We start from the raw sequence: 16,146 nt of genomic DNA, 5'->3' as shown, positions 1-16,146 counted from the left end.
ACCCCGGCTACGGACACCCGTGACCAGGGAAAAGAACCTCGGCCACCCCGGTGAACAGCCATGCCGAGCCAGTGAAAACCAAACGCCGATCATCAGAAAGCACCGTGCCCCGGGCTCGGGCCCACCCCTGCGGGGCGTCCGGGGCTACGCCCCGGCGGCACGCCGAAGTGGGCCGGCCTCCCTGCCCCGCGCCCTCCCCGTCCCAGCCGCGGGCACCGGCTCGGGTCCCGGCAGGTGGCCGGTCCGCCGCCTGATTGCTGGGCTGACAGCCCATCCGCCGCCCCTGGGGCGGGGCCTGCGGCCCTCGGGGGCCGCCAGTGGGCCTCCGGTCCGGCCCGGGCCTCCCCGGCCCCTGTGGCGGTCCCTCTCGGGCACCCCGTGCAGCGGTCCCTGACGGGCCCTCAACCGCAGACTCCCGGCCGGAATCCGAAGCGAATCCGGCGGCGTTTCCACGACTTCCGTACAGCCCTATCCTGCCGGTTCCCAGACGGGCGCGGGACGTGAACGGGCAACCTCACGGCAACCGTCCATACCGGCTCTATCCGGCCGCGCTCCAGGCGAGAATGCGAATTTATTTCCACTCTCTTTCAGGCGGCAATTTGAAAGCCTTGCGGGGCGCAGCGGGCGGAAATCGAATTCAGGCACACCGGAAAGTGGCCTACGGCCCTCCGCGCCGACACGGCGACCGCCGTTCCATACCGCCGAGGAAATCCCGCTCGACGTCAACGGAGCAATTCCCGGAGCAGCGACACCAAACCGAACACCGGACCAGGACGACGGCCAGGACCGCGGCCAGGGCGCAGCAGCGGGCCGCCCTGGCAGCGGGCGGGACGCCACCAGGGCGGGCGCGGGCACGGCGGGCAGCGGCCGGACCCCCGAGACGGGCGCAGCGAGACGGCCTGGCGGCCGACCAGGACGGCGACCAGGCCCAGCAGCAGGACGGCGGGGCGTACCTCAGGGCGGACCTGGACGGGCGCCGCGTGGAGTACTCACGGGCAGTACATTTCCGGCAACCGGGCCGTATCTGACGGCCTGACAGGGCCCGGGGAGCCCCGTGATCGACCAGCGCTGGCCGGCGCTGGTCGGGGCTCCCCAGCCGACACCCCGTCTTCACCAACAGGAGCATCACCATGAAACCTACGCCGGAACGGCTCGCGGCTCCCACCAGGGCGCGCGGGCAGCGGTGGCGGTCCCACGCCAGGGTCCTGGGCCGCCGAGCGCTCCTGGGCGCGGCCGGCGCCGCCGGGGCCCTGCCCGTCACCCTCCTCGCACAGCACCTGCTCCGCCACTGAGCCCCCGCCGCCGGCCGGGCCGACCCACCCGGCCGCCGGCCCCTCACCCGGTCCGCGGTCAAGATGCACAACAGGTGCGACCTCGCCGCTCACCACTGCTACACCCGCAAGAAACCAGCATGACCGGCTCCCCGTCCCACACCCTGTCCCACCCACCCACCACCAGAACGACCCCCCAGGGCGGCCTGACGGCCACCCAACCGCCCAGCCAGGAGGCGCAGCGGCTGGCACAGCCCGGACGGCGGCACAGCGAGGCCGGCACGGCAACACGGCGGGACGGCAGCAGCGGCACAGCGAGGCCCGGACGGCGGACCCGGAACGACGGCGGCCAAGCAGGCGCAGCAGCAGGGCCCGGGACGGCGGCGCAGCCAAGGCCGGGCCCGGACGGCGGGCCCGGCCTTGGCGAAACCGAACACCAACCCCCGCCACCACCCTAACCCAGCAGATCCAACCCGAATTCACACCACCATCCAGCGGCCAATCCACCAAAACAACCGGGCGGAATACCCGGCGGAATTCACCCACGAAAACAGCCCACCACACCGCAACCGGCCCGGCCTGGCCCCCAACCCCCACCCACCACCACATACAGTCACCACACCAGCCACCCGACACCACCCACCAGACACCCCCAACAGGCACAACCAAAGGTCCAGACAACACCGCGAGAGAGGCCATTTCACGCCCACCACAACCAACAGGTCACACCCGGCGGCCCTTCGCCGGGTAGAGCTTGGCGTGCAGTAGCCGGTCTTCCCACCACGGGTCATCCGGGGTGGAGACCAGCGCGGCCACCTGCTCGCGCTTGGTCGGGGCGGGCAGCACCAGCGGGCCCAAGTCCTTGACGGCACGGTCCTGTTCGCACTTCGGGCACTCCAGCCGACCCGGGCCGGCCTTCCCGGTCAGCTCCAGCTTCGAGCCCTCCTCCCCACCGATCGAGCCCCGGCACGACCAGCACGGACGCCGCACGGCGTTCGCCGCCCGGGCCGCTTCCAGCTGCTCCTGGGCCTCCCGCTCCAGGCGTTCCTCTCGTTCCTGGTGGCAGGTCCAGCAGCGGTCGCCGGGTTCGCGGGTCCACTCCACGCGGAAGCCGTCGGGGCCGTAGTGCCAGGTGCTCTCCTTCTTCGGGACGTTGCCGCAGTCGGCGCAGGCGAGTGTGCGCATCCACTCTCGGTGCTCCTGGCGGGCCTTCTTCTCCCGGGCCTTCTGGCGCTGGTTGTAGGCGGCGCGGTTGTCCGGGTTCTCCAGCGCGTCGAGCAGACAGTGCCGGCCTTGGCGGCCGTAGCGCCACCAGACGGGGCCGAGGGGGCCGTACTCGGCCAGCAGCTCCAGCGTGGTCGCGAGGACGGGCACGGCGTCGTCGTACTCGCGCCAGCCGTCGCCCTCGTTGTCGTCCTGGGTCACGGTCCACCCGGTGCCGCGCCAGCACTCGGCCGACAGGTCCGCCACGGCCTCCTGGCGGCCTGCCAGGGCGACGGGCCCGGCGCCGCTGACGACCAGGGCGACGGGCGGGTAACCGGGCCGGGTGTGGGGGCCGGGGTAGGTACGGCGCCACCAGTGCACCGTACGGTCGGCCGGGTCCTGCCCGGCCGGCGCGGGGTCGGTGCTCTTCACCTTGGTACGGAACAGCTCGCGGTAGGCGGTGAACTTCGCCGCGACCCGCTCCGGCGCCATAGTGGAACGGTCGACCTCGACCATCAGGACCGGCACCCCGATCTCCGGAGCCTGCCACACACCGTCCGGCCGCACCTGGTCCTGGCCACCCCCAAGAACGCCTGGAAGCAGGCGACCATCGACGCCATCGACAAGCAACTCCAAGGCGACGCGGCACACGGCGCCAGCAGCCCCCAAGTACTCCTCCTGACCTGGGCACCGACCCGAACATCCTCACCCTCGACGGCAAGCCGTTCACCATGGACTGAACCAGCCCTCTGCGAACACCCGAGCCGAGTCGGCCAAACCAGCGGCAGCCCGCAGCCGACATGAGGAGGGGTCCAGGTGATCGTCCCGCCGAATCAAGATCAACAGCATTGAGACGAACGCGCTGATCGTCTCGTTGACCGCCATCGCGTGCTGGGCGCCGGAGCGTCCGGCGCCGCGGGCCGTGGAGCCCATGTCGGCGCGGGGCAGGCCGAGGACGTGGCCAGCCGCCTCCAGTCCGGCCGTTCCCTCCAGCCGCCAGGTTTTTTGGCGGTCCCGGGTGTTGCCGTCGGAGGCGACCAGGCCGTGCAGCGCGAGGTCGCCGAGCGCCTGCCGGATCGCCTTGTTCGACGCCGCCCCGGGGCGCAGCAGGCGCTGGAGCTGGTCGGCGGTGGCGACCTTGAGGACACCGAGCGCGCCGAGGACGTCGGAGCGCAGCGCGGTGCGGGTCTGCGAACCACAGACGGAATCCGAAGAAGAGGCCGACGCATTGCCAACTTGCCCGGATCGTACGCTGGCACACTTCACCTCAGCGGCCGCCTGCCCAATCCCACAACCGCCCCGTCGCATGTGATGTGCCCCCTGCCCGAGTCTCCCCGCCTGACACGGCGGCCCCCAGAGTCATCCCTCGTGCTTTTCTGATGAACCGTGACAGGGCCTTTGCGCGCCCACCAGGGTCCGTTCACTCTTTGCCCTTACCAATAAGTCGGAGCTAACGCAGTGAGAACAGCAGCAAGGCAGTCGGGCAGTCTGCTCGCCGCGGCCCTCGCCGCGGTCGCGCTGGCCGCGACCGCGGTGGTGCCGGCCACCGCCGCCACAGGAGCGATACCTCCGACCGGCGCTACGAACGCCCAGGACACCGCCGAGACCCTCGCCGTCCACGAGGCCGCGCGCTCGGGCAAGCCGGTCGAGGTGCTCGCCAAGCGCAGCGAGACCAGTGACACCGTCGCCCTACCTGACGGCAAGTTGAAGACGACCACCTACGTCCAGCCCAAGCGGGTGCGCAAGAACGGCGCCTGGGTGGAGCTCGACCCGACGCTGCAGACGCTGCCCGGCGGCGCCGTCGCCCCCAAGGGTTCCACCGCCGACCTGCGGTTCTCCGGTGGCGGCAGCGCGCCACTGGTCACGATGGCCCGGGCCGGCAAGGAGCTGAAGCTCAGCTGGCCAAAGCCGCTGCCCAAGCCGACGATCAACGGCGCAACCGCCGAGTACCCGTCGATCCTGCCGGATGTGGACCTGCGGTTGTCCGCCACCAAGACCGGGTTCACCCAGGTCATCGTGGTGCACACGGCCGCGGCCGCGAAGAACCCCGAGCTGGACCAGCTCCGGCTCGGCCTGCAGGGCAACGGCCTGGCGTTCAGCCAGGAGGCGGACGGCACCCTCAAGGCGAAGGACACCTCCGGCGGTGGCACCGTCTTCGAGGCGCCCGTCCCGGTGATGTGGGACTCCTCCAAGCCGGCCACCGCCGCGCCGAGCACCCCCGCCCCGGCCGACGCTCCGAAGTCCTCTAAGACTGCCCCGCAGGCGGACCCGCAGTCCGACGCCCCGTCCGCCCCTGCTGCCCCTGTCGCCCCTGCTGCCCCTGCTGCCCCTGCTGCCCCCGCGCAGAACGACCCCGCCTCCGGCTACGGCGACCTGCCCGGCGAGGGCGCCAAGATGACCCGTCTCAAGGTCGACCTGCCCAAGGATGGCCTGCTGCTCACGCCCGACCAGGGCATGCTGGATGCCCCGGACACGGTCTACCCGGTGATGATCGACCCGGCGTGGAACACCCCGCACGCGGGCGACTGGGCGGGTGTCTCGCGCAGCTACCCGAACCAGGCGTACTGGCACTTCTCATTCAACAGCAGCTACGTCCACGACTGGGGCGTCGGCTACTGCAACGGCGACTCGCGCTGTGTGCCGGCCGACGTCAAGCGGGCGTTCTTCCAGGTGTCCAACCCCTTCGTCGGCAAACAGGTCCTCTCCGCCACCTTCGGCACCTACGAGAGCTGGTCGTACTCCTGCGACGCCCGCCCCGTCGAATTGTGGAGCACCGGCTACATCTCCCCCAGCCTGAACTGGAACGCCCAGAACGCCTCCGGCTTCTGGAGCCGCTACCTGCAGACCATCAACACCGCCAAGGGCTGGAGCGGCAGCTGCCCCGGCGGCTGGCTGGAGTACGGCGAGGACGGCGCGGTGCGCAACCTCGTCCAGGACGCCGCCAACTGGGGCTGGCCGACCATCACCTTCGGCCTGAAGGCCCAGAACGAGGGCGACACCCTCGCCTGGAAGCGCTTCACCGACGACGCCTACCTGTCGGTGTATTACAACCAGCGGCCCAACCAGATCCCGATGTCGGACATGACGATGTCGCCGGGCTCGGTCTGCCAGTACCCGGCCATCAGGATCAACAAGATGCCGCAGGTCACCACCCGCGCCACCGACCCGGACGGCGAGGCGATCGGCGTGCAGTTCGCGGTCGGCTGGGACGACGGCACCGGCCTGCGCCGCCGCTGGTGGTCCACCGGCTCCGAGGACGCCGCCCCGGCGGGCAACACCTTCAAGGCCTCGGGCTCGATCTTCTCCTGGCCACTGCCCACCAACCTGCCGCAGAACCTCCAGCTCGACTGGGAGGCCCGCGCCTGGGACGGCGCGCAGTGGGGGCCCTGGTCCTCCGACGGCGACCCGACCGGCTGCTACTTCATCGTCGACACCTCGGCCCCGGACGGCCCGGCGATCACCTCGGACGCCTACCCGGGTTCCAAGGACGCCACGGCGGCGCTCCCGTGGACCGACGGCGTCGGCCGGACCGGCAACTTCACCCTGCAGTCGGCCGCCACCGACGTGGTCAAATACCAATGGGGCCTGGACACCTCGCCGTCCGCGGCCAACGAGGTGGCAACCAGCGGCGGCGCCGGCCAGAGCGTGCGTGTCCAGCCGCAGACCGCCGGCGTCCACTTCCTCTCCGCCCGGGCCGTCGACGGTGCAGGCAACGCCTCGCAGCCCGAGACGTACTACTTCAGCGTGCTCTCCGGGCAGACCCAGCGCACCGGCTGGTCGATGGACGACCCGAGCGGCACCAGCGTCACCGGCACCGGCGGCAGCTTCGAGGCCACCCTCGCCCCCGGCGCCACCCCGGGCGCGGCAGGCCACCTCAAGGAAGGCCTCGCCCTCGACGGCACCCCCAACGGCTACGCCGAGACCCAGGGCACGGTGCTGAACACCACCCGCGGCTTCACCGTCTCCGCCTGGGTCAACCTCACCGGCGACACCACCCGCAACCGGGTCGCGGTCAGTGAGAACGGCAACTGGGCCGCCCGCTTCGCCCTCGGCCTGTTCGCCGGCAAATGGACCATGTGGACGTCCAGCAGGGACCACCCCACCGACTACGCGCTCGAAGCCGCGAGTTCTGACGCCCCCGTGGTGCTCGGCCAGTGGACCCACCTGACAGGCGTCTACGACCCGGCCACGAAGACCAGCACCCTGTACGTCAACGGTGTGCCCGGCACCCCGGTGCCCGTCGTCGCCAACTGGGACGTCCACGGCGCGCTGGAGTTCGGCCGCTCCAAGTACTTCGGCAACTGGACCGACCCGTGGAAGGGCGCGGTCGACGAGGTCCGGCTCTGGGACCGCAACCTGAGCAGGGCCGAGGCCGCCGACGTCGCCGCCGACAAGCAACTCGCCACCGGCCTGCCCGCCAGGTCCGTCTGGCACCTGGACGGCGCCGACGCCAAGCCGGTCGGCACCACCGAGACCGACAACCTGACCGCCAACAACGGCGTCGCGCTCGGCCGCCCGGGCATCGCCGACAAGGCGGTCCACCTGGACGGCGTGGACGACTACCTGCGCGGCACCCGCCCGCAGGTGGACGGCAGCCGGGACTTCTCCGTCTCCGCCTGGGTCAAGCTGCCCGCGCCCACCCCCGGCGACACCACGGCGAAGATGGCGGTCACCCAGATCGGCCAGCACAACAACGAGTTCTCGCTGTACTACTCCCCCTACTGGGGTCGCTGGATCTTCGGCCGCTACAAGGAGGACACCTCCACCGACACCCTGGTGCGCACCTGGCAGGACGCCTGCACAGCCGGTACCCAGATCAACGGCGTGCCGTGCTTCACGGGTACCACCGGTGAGTGGACGCACCTGCTGGGCGTGTCCGACACCGCGGCGAAGAAGCTGCGCCTGTACATCAACGGATTCCTCGTCGGTGAGTCGGATTACACCCAGAACGCGCCGTGGGCCACCCCTGGCCCGGTGCAGATCGGCGCCGTCAACCGCGAGGGCGTCAACGGCGAGTTCTTCGGCGGCGACATCGACGACGTGCGGATCTACGACCGCGTCGTCACCGGCCCGGAGGCCACCGCGATGGTGCAGCAGCGCCCGCAGCTGGCCGGCCGCTGGAAGCTCAACGCGGCGACCGGCACCCCGGCCGTCACCCCGGACGAGGGCCCGGCCACGGCCGGCGCCCAGCTCGGCGGCGGCGCCTCGATCAAGGCCGACGGCGGCGTGCTGCCCGTCTCCGGCACCCTGCTGCTGGACGGCTCCACCGGCTACGCGGCCACCGCCTCGACCCCGGTGCACACCGGCCAGAGCTTCACCCTGGCCGGCTGGGCGAACCCCGCGGGCGTCCCGACCCGGAAGATGACGGTGCTCTCGGCGGCCGGGGCCAACAACAGCGCGGTCACCGTGCGCTGGGTGCCGTTGGGCAACAACCCCGTCAGCGGACAGCCGTACGGTCAGTGGGAGGCGGAGGTGCGCGACACCGACGCCAACACCGGTGGGACGCGCACCAGGACGGCGCACACCTCGGCCGTCTCCGTCATGGAGAACTGGACGCACCTGGCGGTCAGCTACGACGCCTTCGCGGACCGGCTCGCCCTGTACGTCAACGGCCAGGTCGAGAACCAGGGCTGCGCGGACGTCGACAAGACCTGTGTCCCGCACGTCTCCTGGGCTCCCGGTGTCCCGCAGCCCTACGAGGCGGGAAGCGGCGTGCAGTTCGGCCGGAACAAGGAGTCCGGCGCCTGGGGCGAGTACTTCTCCGGTGAGCTGGACGACGTCTGGCTGTACCAGGGCGTTCTGAGCCCCGCGCAGATCGGCAAGCTCGCCAACTACAACGTCGAGTTGGACACCTCCACCGGCGTCTGATCCCCCCTCCTTCTGCGGGCCGGGCGGCCGTCTGCCGCCCGGCCCGTGGTCTGCCTGTCCCATTTCGTTTCCCTTCCAAGGAGTCGTTCTCCCATGAGCAGGAAGAGGTCGGTGCTACGGCTGCCGGCCCGGTCGCGGGTGTCTGCGGTCATCGCGGGCACGCTGGTCGGGTCGCTGCTGCCGGCACTGCCGCTGGCCGCCGTCGCGTCGGCCGCCGAACCGTACACCAAGCCGTCCGCCGTCTCACCGGAGAAGCCGGTCAAGGGCTCGGACGCCAAGACCAAGGGCCGCAAGGCCGACACCACCGTCAGCAAGACGGACGGCAAGCACGGCGCCCTGCCCGGCGCGGGCAGCGCCACCGTCGACGTCCCCGGCGAGAAGGGCAAGGCGGTCAAGGCCGGCCGGCTTCCGGTCGCCGTCTCCTCCGCCGGCGCGGCGGGCAAAGCCAAGGTCGAGTTGCTCGGCCAGGACGCCGCCGCCAAGGCCGGGGTCAACGGTGTGCTGCTGACCGTCGCGGGCGCCGACGAGAACAGCGGCCTCGCCGTCGACTACTCGTCCTTCGCCCAGGCGGCGGGCTCCGGCTTCGGCTCGCGCCTGAAGCTGGTGCGCCTGCCCGAGTGCGCGCTGACCACGCCCGAACGGCCCGAGTGCCGGGTGCAGACCCCGCTGCCGGGCGGCAACGACGTCGCAAAGCAGACCGTCGCCGCGACCGCCCTCACCACGGCCCCGACCGGGTCGATGCGCCTGCAGTCCACCTCCGGGGCGATGGTGCTGGCCGCCACCACCGGCAGCGCCGGGCCCAGCGGCGACTACAAGGCCACGCCCCTGTCGAGCGCGTCGAGCTGGTCGACCGCGCTGAACAGCGGCTCGTTCACCTGGTCGTACGACATGCCGCTGACCCCCATGCCCGGCGGGCTGACGCCGAAGATCGGGCTGTCGTACAACTCCGGTGCGATCGACGGCCGGACGGCGAACAGCAACAACCAGGCCTCCTGGGCGGGTGACGGCTTCGAGCTGTCGCCCGGCTTCGTGGAACGCAGTTACAAGCCCTGTGCGGACGACGGCGCGCCGAAGACCGGTACCGCCAGCCCGGGTGACTTGTGCTGGGGCACCGACAACGCCACCATCAGCTTCGCCGGGCACTCCGGTGAGCTGATCCCGGTCTCCGGTGACGAGTGGCGGATCAAGAACGACGACGCGACCAAGGTCGTGCGCGTGAGGGACACCGGCCGCGGCAACGGCGACAACGACGGCGAGTACTTCCGCGCCACCACCACCGACGGCACCAACTACTACTTCGGCTACAACCGCCTCCCGAACTGGTCGGCCGGCAAGCCGGAGACCAAGTCCGTCTACACCGTGCCCGTCTACGGCAACAACGCGGGCGAGCCGTGCAACGGCGCCGACTTCGGATCGTCCTGGTGCCAACAGGGCTGGCGGTGGAACCTGGACCTGGTGGTCGACGCCCACGGCAACGACATCACCTACTGGTACACCCCCGAGACCAACAACTACGGCCGCAACCTGAAGGCCACCGACCGCACCCCCTATGTGCGCGGCGGCCGGCTGGACCACATCGAGTACGGCCAGCAGCAGGGCGACCTCTACTCGGCCACCGTCAAGCCGATGGGCCGGGTCGAGTTCGGCACCGCCGAGCGCTGCCTGGAGACCGACGCCGCGCTCTGCGACCCGGCGAAGATCGACTCCAACCGCCAGTACTGGTACGACACCCCGTGGGACCAGAACTGCAAGGACGGCACCGACTGCACCGGCCAGTACTCGCCGACCTTCTTCACCCGCACCCGCCTCACCCAGGTCGTCGCCAAGACCCTCCAGGCCGACGGCGGCTACACCGCCGTCGACACCTGGGACCTGACCCACAAGTGGGGCACCGCCGACTTCGACTACCAGCTCCTGCTGGACTCGATCAAGCACACCGGCTCCTCCGCCGACCCCTCCGTCGCACTGCCGAAGACCACCCTCGCCTACAAGCAGCTGGCCAACCGGCTCGACAAGGTCGGCGACGGCCGCATGCCGTTCATCAAGCAGCGCCTGGGCACCGTCACCGACGAGCGCGGCGGCCAGATCGACGTCAACTACTCGGTGCCGGCCTGCGACTGGAACAACCTGCCCACACCGCAGACCAACACCACCCGCTGCTTCCCGCAGATGTACCAGGCTTCCGAGGAAACCCCGGTCGTCACGGAGTGGTTCAACAAGTACGTGGTCGACGCGGTCATCGCCACCGACCGCACCGGCGGCGCACCCGACATGGTCACCCACTACACCTACCTCGGCGACGCCGCCTGGCACTACGACGACGAGGACGGCCTGACCAAGGACAAGCTCAAGACCTGGTCCCAGTGGCGCGGCTACGCCCGCACCCGGGTGGAGACCGGCGGCGTCACCGGCATGTCCACCCAAGCGGACCACTATTTCCTGCGGGGCATGGACCAGGACCGCAACGATCCTGCCGACAAGAACGGCAGGCGCGCCGTCACCGTCGACGACGGGCAGGGCACCGTCCTGACCGACGACAACGCGTGGGCGGGCTACGAATACCGCACCGAGCAGTACGACAAGCCCGGCGGCCTGATTCTCGGCAAGAACACCAACACTCCGTGGAAGAAGGAGACCGCCAAGCGCGTCCGCGACTGGGGCACCACCACCGCCAACATCACCGGCACCGCCGTGACCCGCACCTTCACCTCGCTCGACAAGGGCGCGGGCCGTAGTTGGCGCGAGACCCGCACCAACAGCACCCGCGACGGCTACGGCCGGACCACGACGGTCGAGAACCAGGGCGACGTCGCGGTCCCCGACGACGACACCTGCACCCGCACCACGTACGCCGACAACACCGGCGCCTGGATCCTCACGGGCGTCTCCCGCGTCGAGGTGGTCGCCGCCAACTGCGCCACTGACGTCAACCGGGACACCCGGGCCGACGGCACCTCGGCGGTACTCTCGGACATCCGCTACCGGTTCGACGGCCAGGACTTCGGCGCCGCGCCCGCCAAGGGCGACATCACCCTCATCCAGACGCTCAAGTCCCGCACCGGCAACAGCGCCACCTACCTGGACCAAGCCGTCGCCTTCGACGGCTACGGCCGACCGCTGAGCAGCACCGAGCTGGCCTCCAGCACGGTCTACGACCTGAGCGGTGCGACCAACCCGGTCACCACGGCTTCGCCGAGCGCCCGCACCACCACCACCGCCTACACCCCGACCACCGGCCGGCCCACCAGGACGGTGGAGACCACACCGCCCGCCAAGGCGGGCGACGCCACCACGACGCAGACCACCACCACCGACTACGACCTGCTGCGCGGCCAGGCCGTCGACACCATCGACACCAACAACCGCCGCACCGACGTCCTCTACGACGCGCTCGGCCGCACGCTCAAGGTCTGGCTGCCCGACCGCTCCAAGGGCGCCGGGCAGACCCCCGACCAGGAGTACGCCTACACGATCGCCGACAACCAGATCGTCTCCGTCGCCGGCAAGACCCTCAACGAGGACGGCTCCCAGCAAACCGCCTACACCCTGTACGACGGCCTCGGCCGCGCCCGACAAACCCAGGCCCCGGGCGACAACGGCGGCCGCGTCATCGTGGACACCTTCTACGACGAACGCGGTCAGACGGTCCTCGCCTACGCCCCGTACTACGCCACCGGCGCCCCCTCCGGCACGCTGCGCAACATCGACGACACCACCGGCCTGGAGACCCAGGCGGCGACGGAGTACGACGGCCTCGGGCGGACCGTCAAGACCACGGCGCTTTCGGGCAACGGCGTGGGCACCCCGCTGTCCACGACACTCACCGAATACAGCGGCGACCGGGTCACCGTCACCCCGCCCAACGGCGGCACCCCCACCACGACCGTCTTCGACGCCGTCGGCCAGGTCGTGGAGCTGCGCCAGTACAAGTCCGCTACGCCCACCGGCGCCTACGACGCCACCACCTACGGCTACGACGCGACCGGCCACCTCTCCAGGCTCACCGGCCCCGCCGGCAGTGTCTGGACCTGGCTGTACGACCAGCTCGGCCGGCGGACCAAGGCGGTCGACCCTGACTCCGGGACCACCAGCAGCACCTACAACGACCGCGGTGAGCTGACCAGCACCACCGACGGCAACGGCAAGACCGTCACCACCGTCTACGACAACGTCTCCCGGCCGGTCGAGACGCACGACGGCTCGGCGACCGGACCGCTGCTGACCTCCCAGGTCTGGGACCCGTCCGGCAACAAGGGCCAGCTGTCCTCCAGCACCCGCTACAGCCCGGTCGGCGGCACCACCTACCAGTACACGACCACCTACTCGCTGTTCGACGCCCTCGCCCGCCCCACCCGCACCACCGTCACCATTCCGTCCGTCCCCGGCCAGGAAGCCCTGGCCGGCAACTACATCAGCGGTACCACCTACCGCCTCGACGGCCAGGCCAGGTCGGTCGCCCTCCCGGCGGCCGGCAACCTGCCCGCCGAAGCGGTGGCGTTCACCTACGACGCCCTGCACCGGCCCACCGCAGTCGAGGGCCTGACGAAGTACCTGACCAACCAGACCTACAGCCTCACCGGCAAGCCGCTGCAGGCCACGCTCAGCAACGGCACCGCCGGCAAGGACGTGTACGTCACCAACTCCTACGAGTGGGGCACCCAGCGTCTCGCCTCCAGCCGCACCGACCAGTACGGCATCACCGGCGCGACCCGCGCAGCCGCCTACACCTACGACCAGGCCGGCAACGTCACCTCGGTCACCGACACCTCGCGCTCCGGCACCGACCGGCAGTGCTTCCGCTACGACTCCCTGGCCCGCCTCACCGAGGCCTACACCCCCGACACCGGCAGCTGCACGGCCCCCAGCGGCACCCAGCTCGGCGGCCCCGCCCCGTACTGGACCAGCTGGACCTACAACACCAACGGCACCCGGGCCACCGAGACCCGGCACGACACCACCGGCAACACCGGCCAGGACGCCACCACCACCTACAGCTACCCCGCCGCCACCGCGGCCCGTCCGCACAGCCTGAGCTCCACCAGCACCGTCACCGGGACCGTCGGCGCTCCGATCGTGGAGAGCTACGCCTACGACAACGCGGGCAACACCACCGGCCGACACCTCAAGCCGTCCGCCGGCCAGGCGAGTGACCAGTCCCTGATCTGGGACACCGAAGGCCGACTCGGCCGACTCGCCGCGACCGTCCAGACCACCAACGGCACCACCACCACGACCACCAACCAGACCACCGACTACCTCTACGACGCCGGCGGCAACCGCCTCATCGGCCACACCGCCGACACCGCCAACCCAAACGCCGAGAACTGGACCCTGTACCTCGGCGGCACCGAGCTGAAGCTGGTCAAGGACGCCGCCAAGGCCACCGCCACCCGCTACTACCCGCTCGGCGCGGCCACCGCCGTCCGCACCGACGACAACCGACTGACCTTCCAGGTCAACGACCACCACGGCACCGCCGAAGTCGGCATCGACGCCACCACCGGCGCCGCGGACCAGCGCCGTTCGCTGCCCTTCGGCGGCACCCGCGGCGCCGCACCGACCACCTGGGCCGGTACACGGGGCTTCCTAGGCGGCACGGCCGAGCCCACCGGGCTCACCCATCTCGCGGCCCGCGACTACGACCCAGCCACCGGCCGGTTCATCAACGTGGACCCGGTGCTCGTCGGCACCGACCCGCAGTCGCTGGCGGGCTACACGTACAGCAACAACAACCCGCTCACCCTCAGCGATCCGTCCGGCATGCGCCCCGACGGCACCTGCGGCGGCACGGCCCAGTGCCGCACCCCCGAAGGCCAACTGGTCGAGGACTACTGGGCACCGGTCGGCGGCGGCGACTGGATCGTCGAGACCGTCAAGACGGAGAAAGCGGTTCTCCCCGGCGGAGTGCAGATCAGCGCCGGCAAGACCGACTTCAACAAGCTGATCAAGAAGACCGACGAGAACCTGAGGATCCTCCAGAAGCAGCGCCACCGCTTCGGGGAGGATCCGGACTCCGACACCCACGACTACGTGGCAGCGGCATTGAACGCCTGCGCCGAGATCGCGGAGTGCCGGAAGTCGCCGGTCGACCGCGAGCTCTTCGACATGCTCGTGGACTGGCAGTTCAAGAACGTCGCCCCGTTCGGCCCCTCCGAGATAGGCGCCGCCTCGAGTGCCCTCGGCAAAGGCCTGTCCAAGTTCAGCAAGGCCAAGCCCAAGCCGGCCGCAGCCGAGAAGCCTTCGGCCGGCAACCAGATCGCCAAGTCCTGCGACAGCTTCCCGGAGGGCGTCGAGGTCCAGCTGGCGGACGGGACGACCAAGCCCATCGAGCAGCTGAAGGTCGGGGACCACGTCCTCGCCACCGACCCGGAGACCGGGACGACGACTGCCCGCCAAGTCGACGCCACCATGGTGACCCCGGACGACGCCGAGTTCACCACCCTCGTCCTCGCCGACGGCCGCGGTGAGATCACGGCGACCGACCACCACCCCTTCTGGAGCGTCAACCGAAACACCTGGGTCGACGCCGGAAGCCTGACCGCAGACGACACCGTCCGGAGCTCCGACGGCACGCTCGTCGCCCTGACCCGGGTCCGGCACTTCCACCTGGTCCAGCCAGCCTACAACCTGACGGTCCGTGACCTGCACACGTACTATGTACTCGCTGGAGAAACTCCCGTATTGGTGCACAATGCCGGTGGCCCCCGGTGTCGAATTGTTGGCGGCTGGCCGAAGCAGGAGAATGGCAACTGCAAGGCCTGCGCAGAAAAAATTCAGAAGATGATAGGTGGCGACCAAGTCCACATTACAAGTCGCTACCGCGTGCTCGGCCCCTCAACTCACAATCCGGAGGGAGACTGGTGGGAGCACTGGGCTGTCGTTAAGGATGATCGCGTCTACGACGGGACCACAGGCCCCGAAGGGATGACACGGGAGGACTTTAAAGGCCAGTGGAAACATCAGGACGACATCAATTTTGGATTCTAGGGCATGGAACCATCAGAGCTGATCTCGAATCTCAGGCTGCGGCCGAGAATGTTTCTCTTGGATGACCGATACATGACCCTCGTTTCCTTTGTCGAGGGTTTTGACACAGCGCGGGATGGGAGGATTCTTCAGGGCTTTAACGAGTGGGTGGCGAATCGAGTTGTAGGTGGCCCGTGCAGCCTTCACTGGTCTTCGATGATTACATCAGCGGTCCGCGGCGGTCTGGCCTCAGGGCCGCCAAGTGACGCAGACATAGACCCCTGGCTCGAGTCGAAGGCCAAAGATGACCTCCTCGACCTCTTGGAGGAATTTCTCTCCAGCGGAATCTGTTCGAGATAAGGTTTCACCCCCCTGTGGGCCATTGAGTCGCATTAACATCGCCAGTCGAAACGGCCCGTCGATCATCCGTCAGTCCGTTTCGACTGGGGTAACTGACATAGAAGGAATCATTCGGGCCGCTGACCCGGAAGCCTTTATTCAGGATTGACCCTGGGAAATTTCCGTCAATGATATCGGGGTCGTTGATTTTTCGGCAGGGGATATCCCCCGGGTAGCGACCGGAGCATTTAGTGGTGGCCTTTATCTTGGCTAGTCGAAAATCTCCGCGAGGACCGAAGTCGACTGGGTCTCCAGTAGAGATGGAATACCTGGCGCGCTTCTGAGTAGAGATTTAGTGGCGCCCTCGATATTCGGAAGTCCTCCGCCGGGTTGGTCCTGGCGGAGGACGTGCCGGGGGTGTGAAGGCAGCAGGTGTACGCAACCTCAACGGACAGGAGCTGCACAAAACGGCGGAGCGTCACCCGCCTTGAGCGCGGCG

At 69.7% G+C, this 16,146-nt stretch carries 5 protein-coding genes; 3 read left to right on the top strand and 2 right to left on the bottom strand.

Annotated elements, in window-relative coordinates:
• The first annotated feature begins 1,130 nt into the window (after nt 1-1,130).
• Nucleotides 1,131-1,292, top strand: coding sequence for a hypothetical protein (locus tag ACFWXO_RS41665; RefSeq protein ID WP_380531527.1), 162 nt, complete (start codon nt 1,131-1,133; stop codon nt 1,290-1,292).
• Nucleotides 1,293-1,994: 702 nt separating this feature from the next.
• Here the strand turns inward: ACFWXO_RS41665 and ACFWXO_RS41660 are convergent.
• Both ACFWXO_RS41660 and ACFWXO_RS41655 read right to left on the bottom strand, forming a co-directional pair.
• Complete coding sequence (locus ACFWXO_RS41660; RefSeq protein WP_380531524.1) at nt 1,995-3,041, bottom strand: hypothetical protein; 1,047 nt, start codon at nt 3,039-3,041, stop codon at nt 1,995-1,997.
• 159 nt (nt 3,042-3,200) lie between these two features.
• Nucleotides 3,201-3,740: a replication-relaxation family protein gene (locus ACFWXO_RS41655; RefSeq protein ID WP_380531522.1), complete on the bottom strand. Its 540-nt coding sequence runs from the start codon at nt 3,738-3,740 to the stop codon at nt 3,201-3,203.
• A gap of 192 nt (nt 3,741-3,932) precedes the next feature.
• Between ACFWXO_RS41655 and ACFWXO_RS41650 the strand changes: the two genes are divergently transcribed.
• Nucleotides 3,933-8,342 carry a LamG-like jellyroll fold domain-containing protein gene (locus ACFWXO_RS41650; RefSeq protein WP_380531519.1) on the top strand — a complete coding sequence of 1,470 codons (4,410 nt, stop codon included), beginning with the start codon at nt 3,933-3,935 and terminating at the stop codon, nt 8,340-8,342.
• A 93-nt stretch (nt 8,343-8,435) separates the two neighbouring features.
• On the top strand, nt 8,436-15,329 hold the full coding sequence (locus ACFWXO_RS41645) for a polymorphic toxin-type HINT domain-containing protein (protein WP_380531516.1): 6,894 nt from the start codon (nt 8,436-8,438) through the stop codon (nt 15,327-15,329).
• Nucleotides 15,330-16,146 lie beyond the last annotated feature (817 nt).

Source organism: Kitasatospora sp. NPDC059088 (assembly GCF_042738155.1).
In the GTDB taxonomy this organism is placed as follows: Bacteria; Actinomycetota; Actinomycetes; order Streptomycetales; family Streptomycetaceae; genus Kitasatospora.
Note: the sequence above shows the minus strand (reverse complement) of the source record. Positions and strands in the feature narration are given on the sequence as shown.

What these genes read in the sequence shown, in the direction of transcription:
- ACFWXO_RS41665 (WP_380531527.1), top strand. Translation starts at nt 1,131, where the DNA reads ATGAAACCTACGCCGGAACGGCTCGCGGCTCCCACCAGGGCGCGCGGG.
- ACFWXO_RS41645 (WP_380531516.1), top strand. Translation starts at nt 8,436, where the DNA reads ATGAGCAGGAAGAGGTCGGTGCTACGGCTGCCGGCCCGGTCGCGGGTG.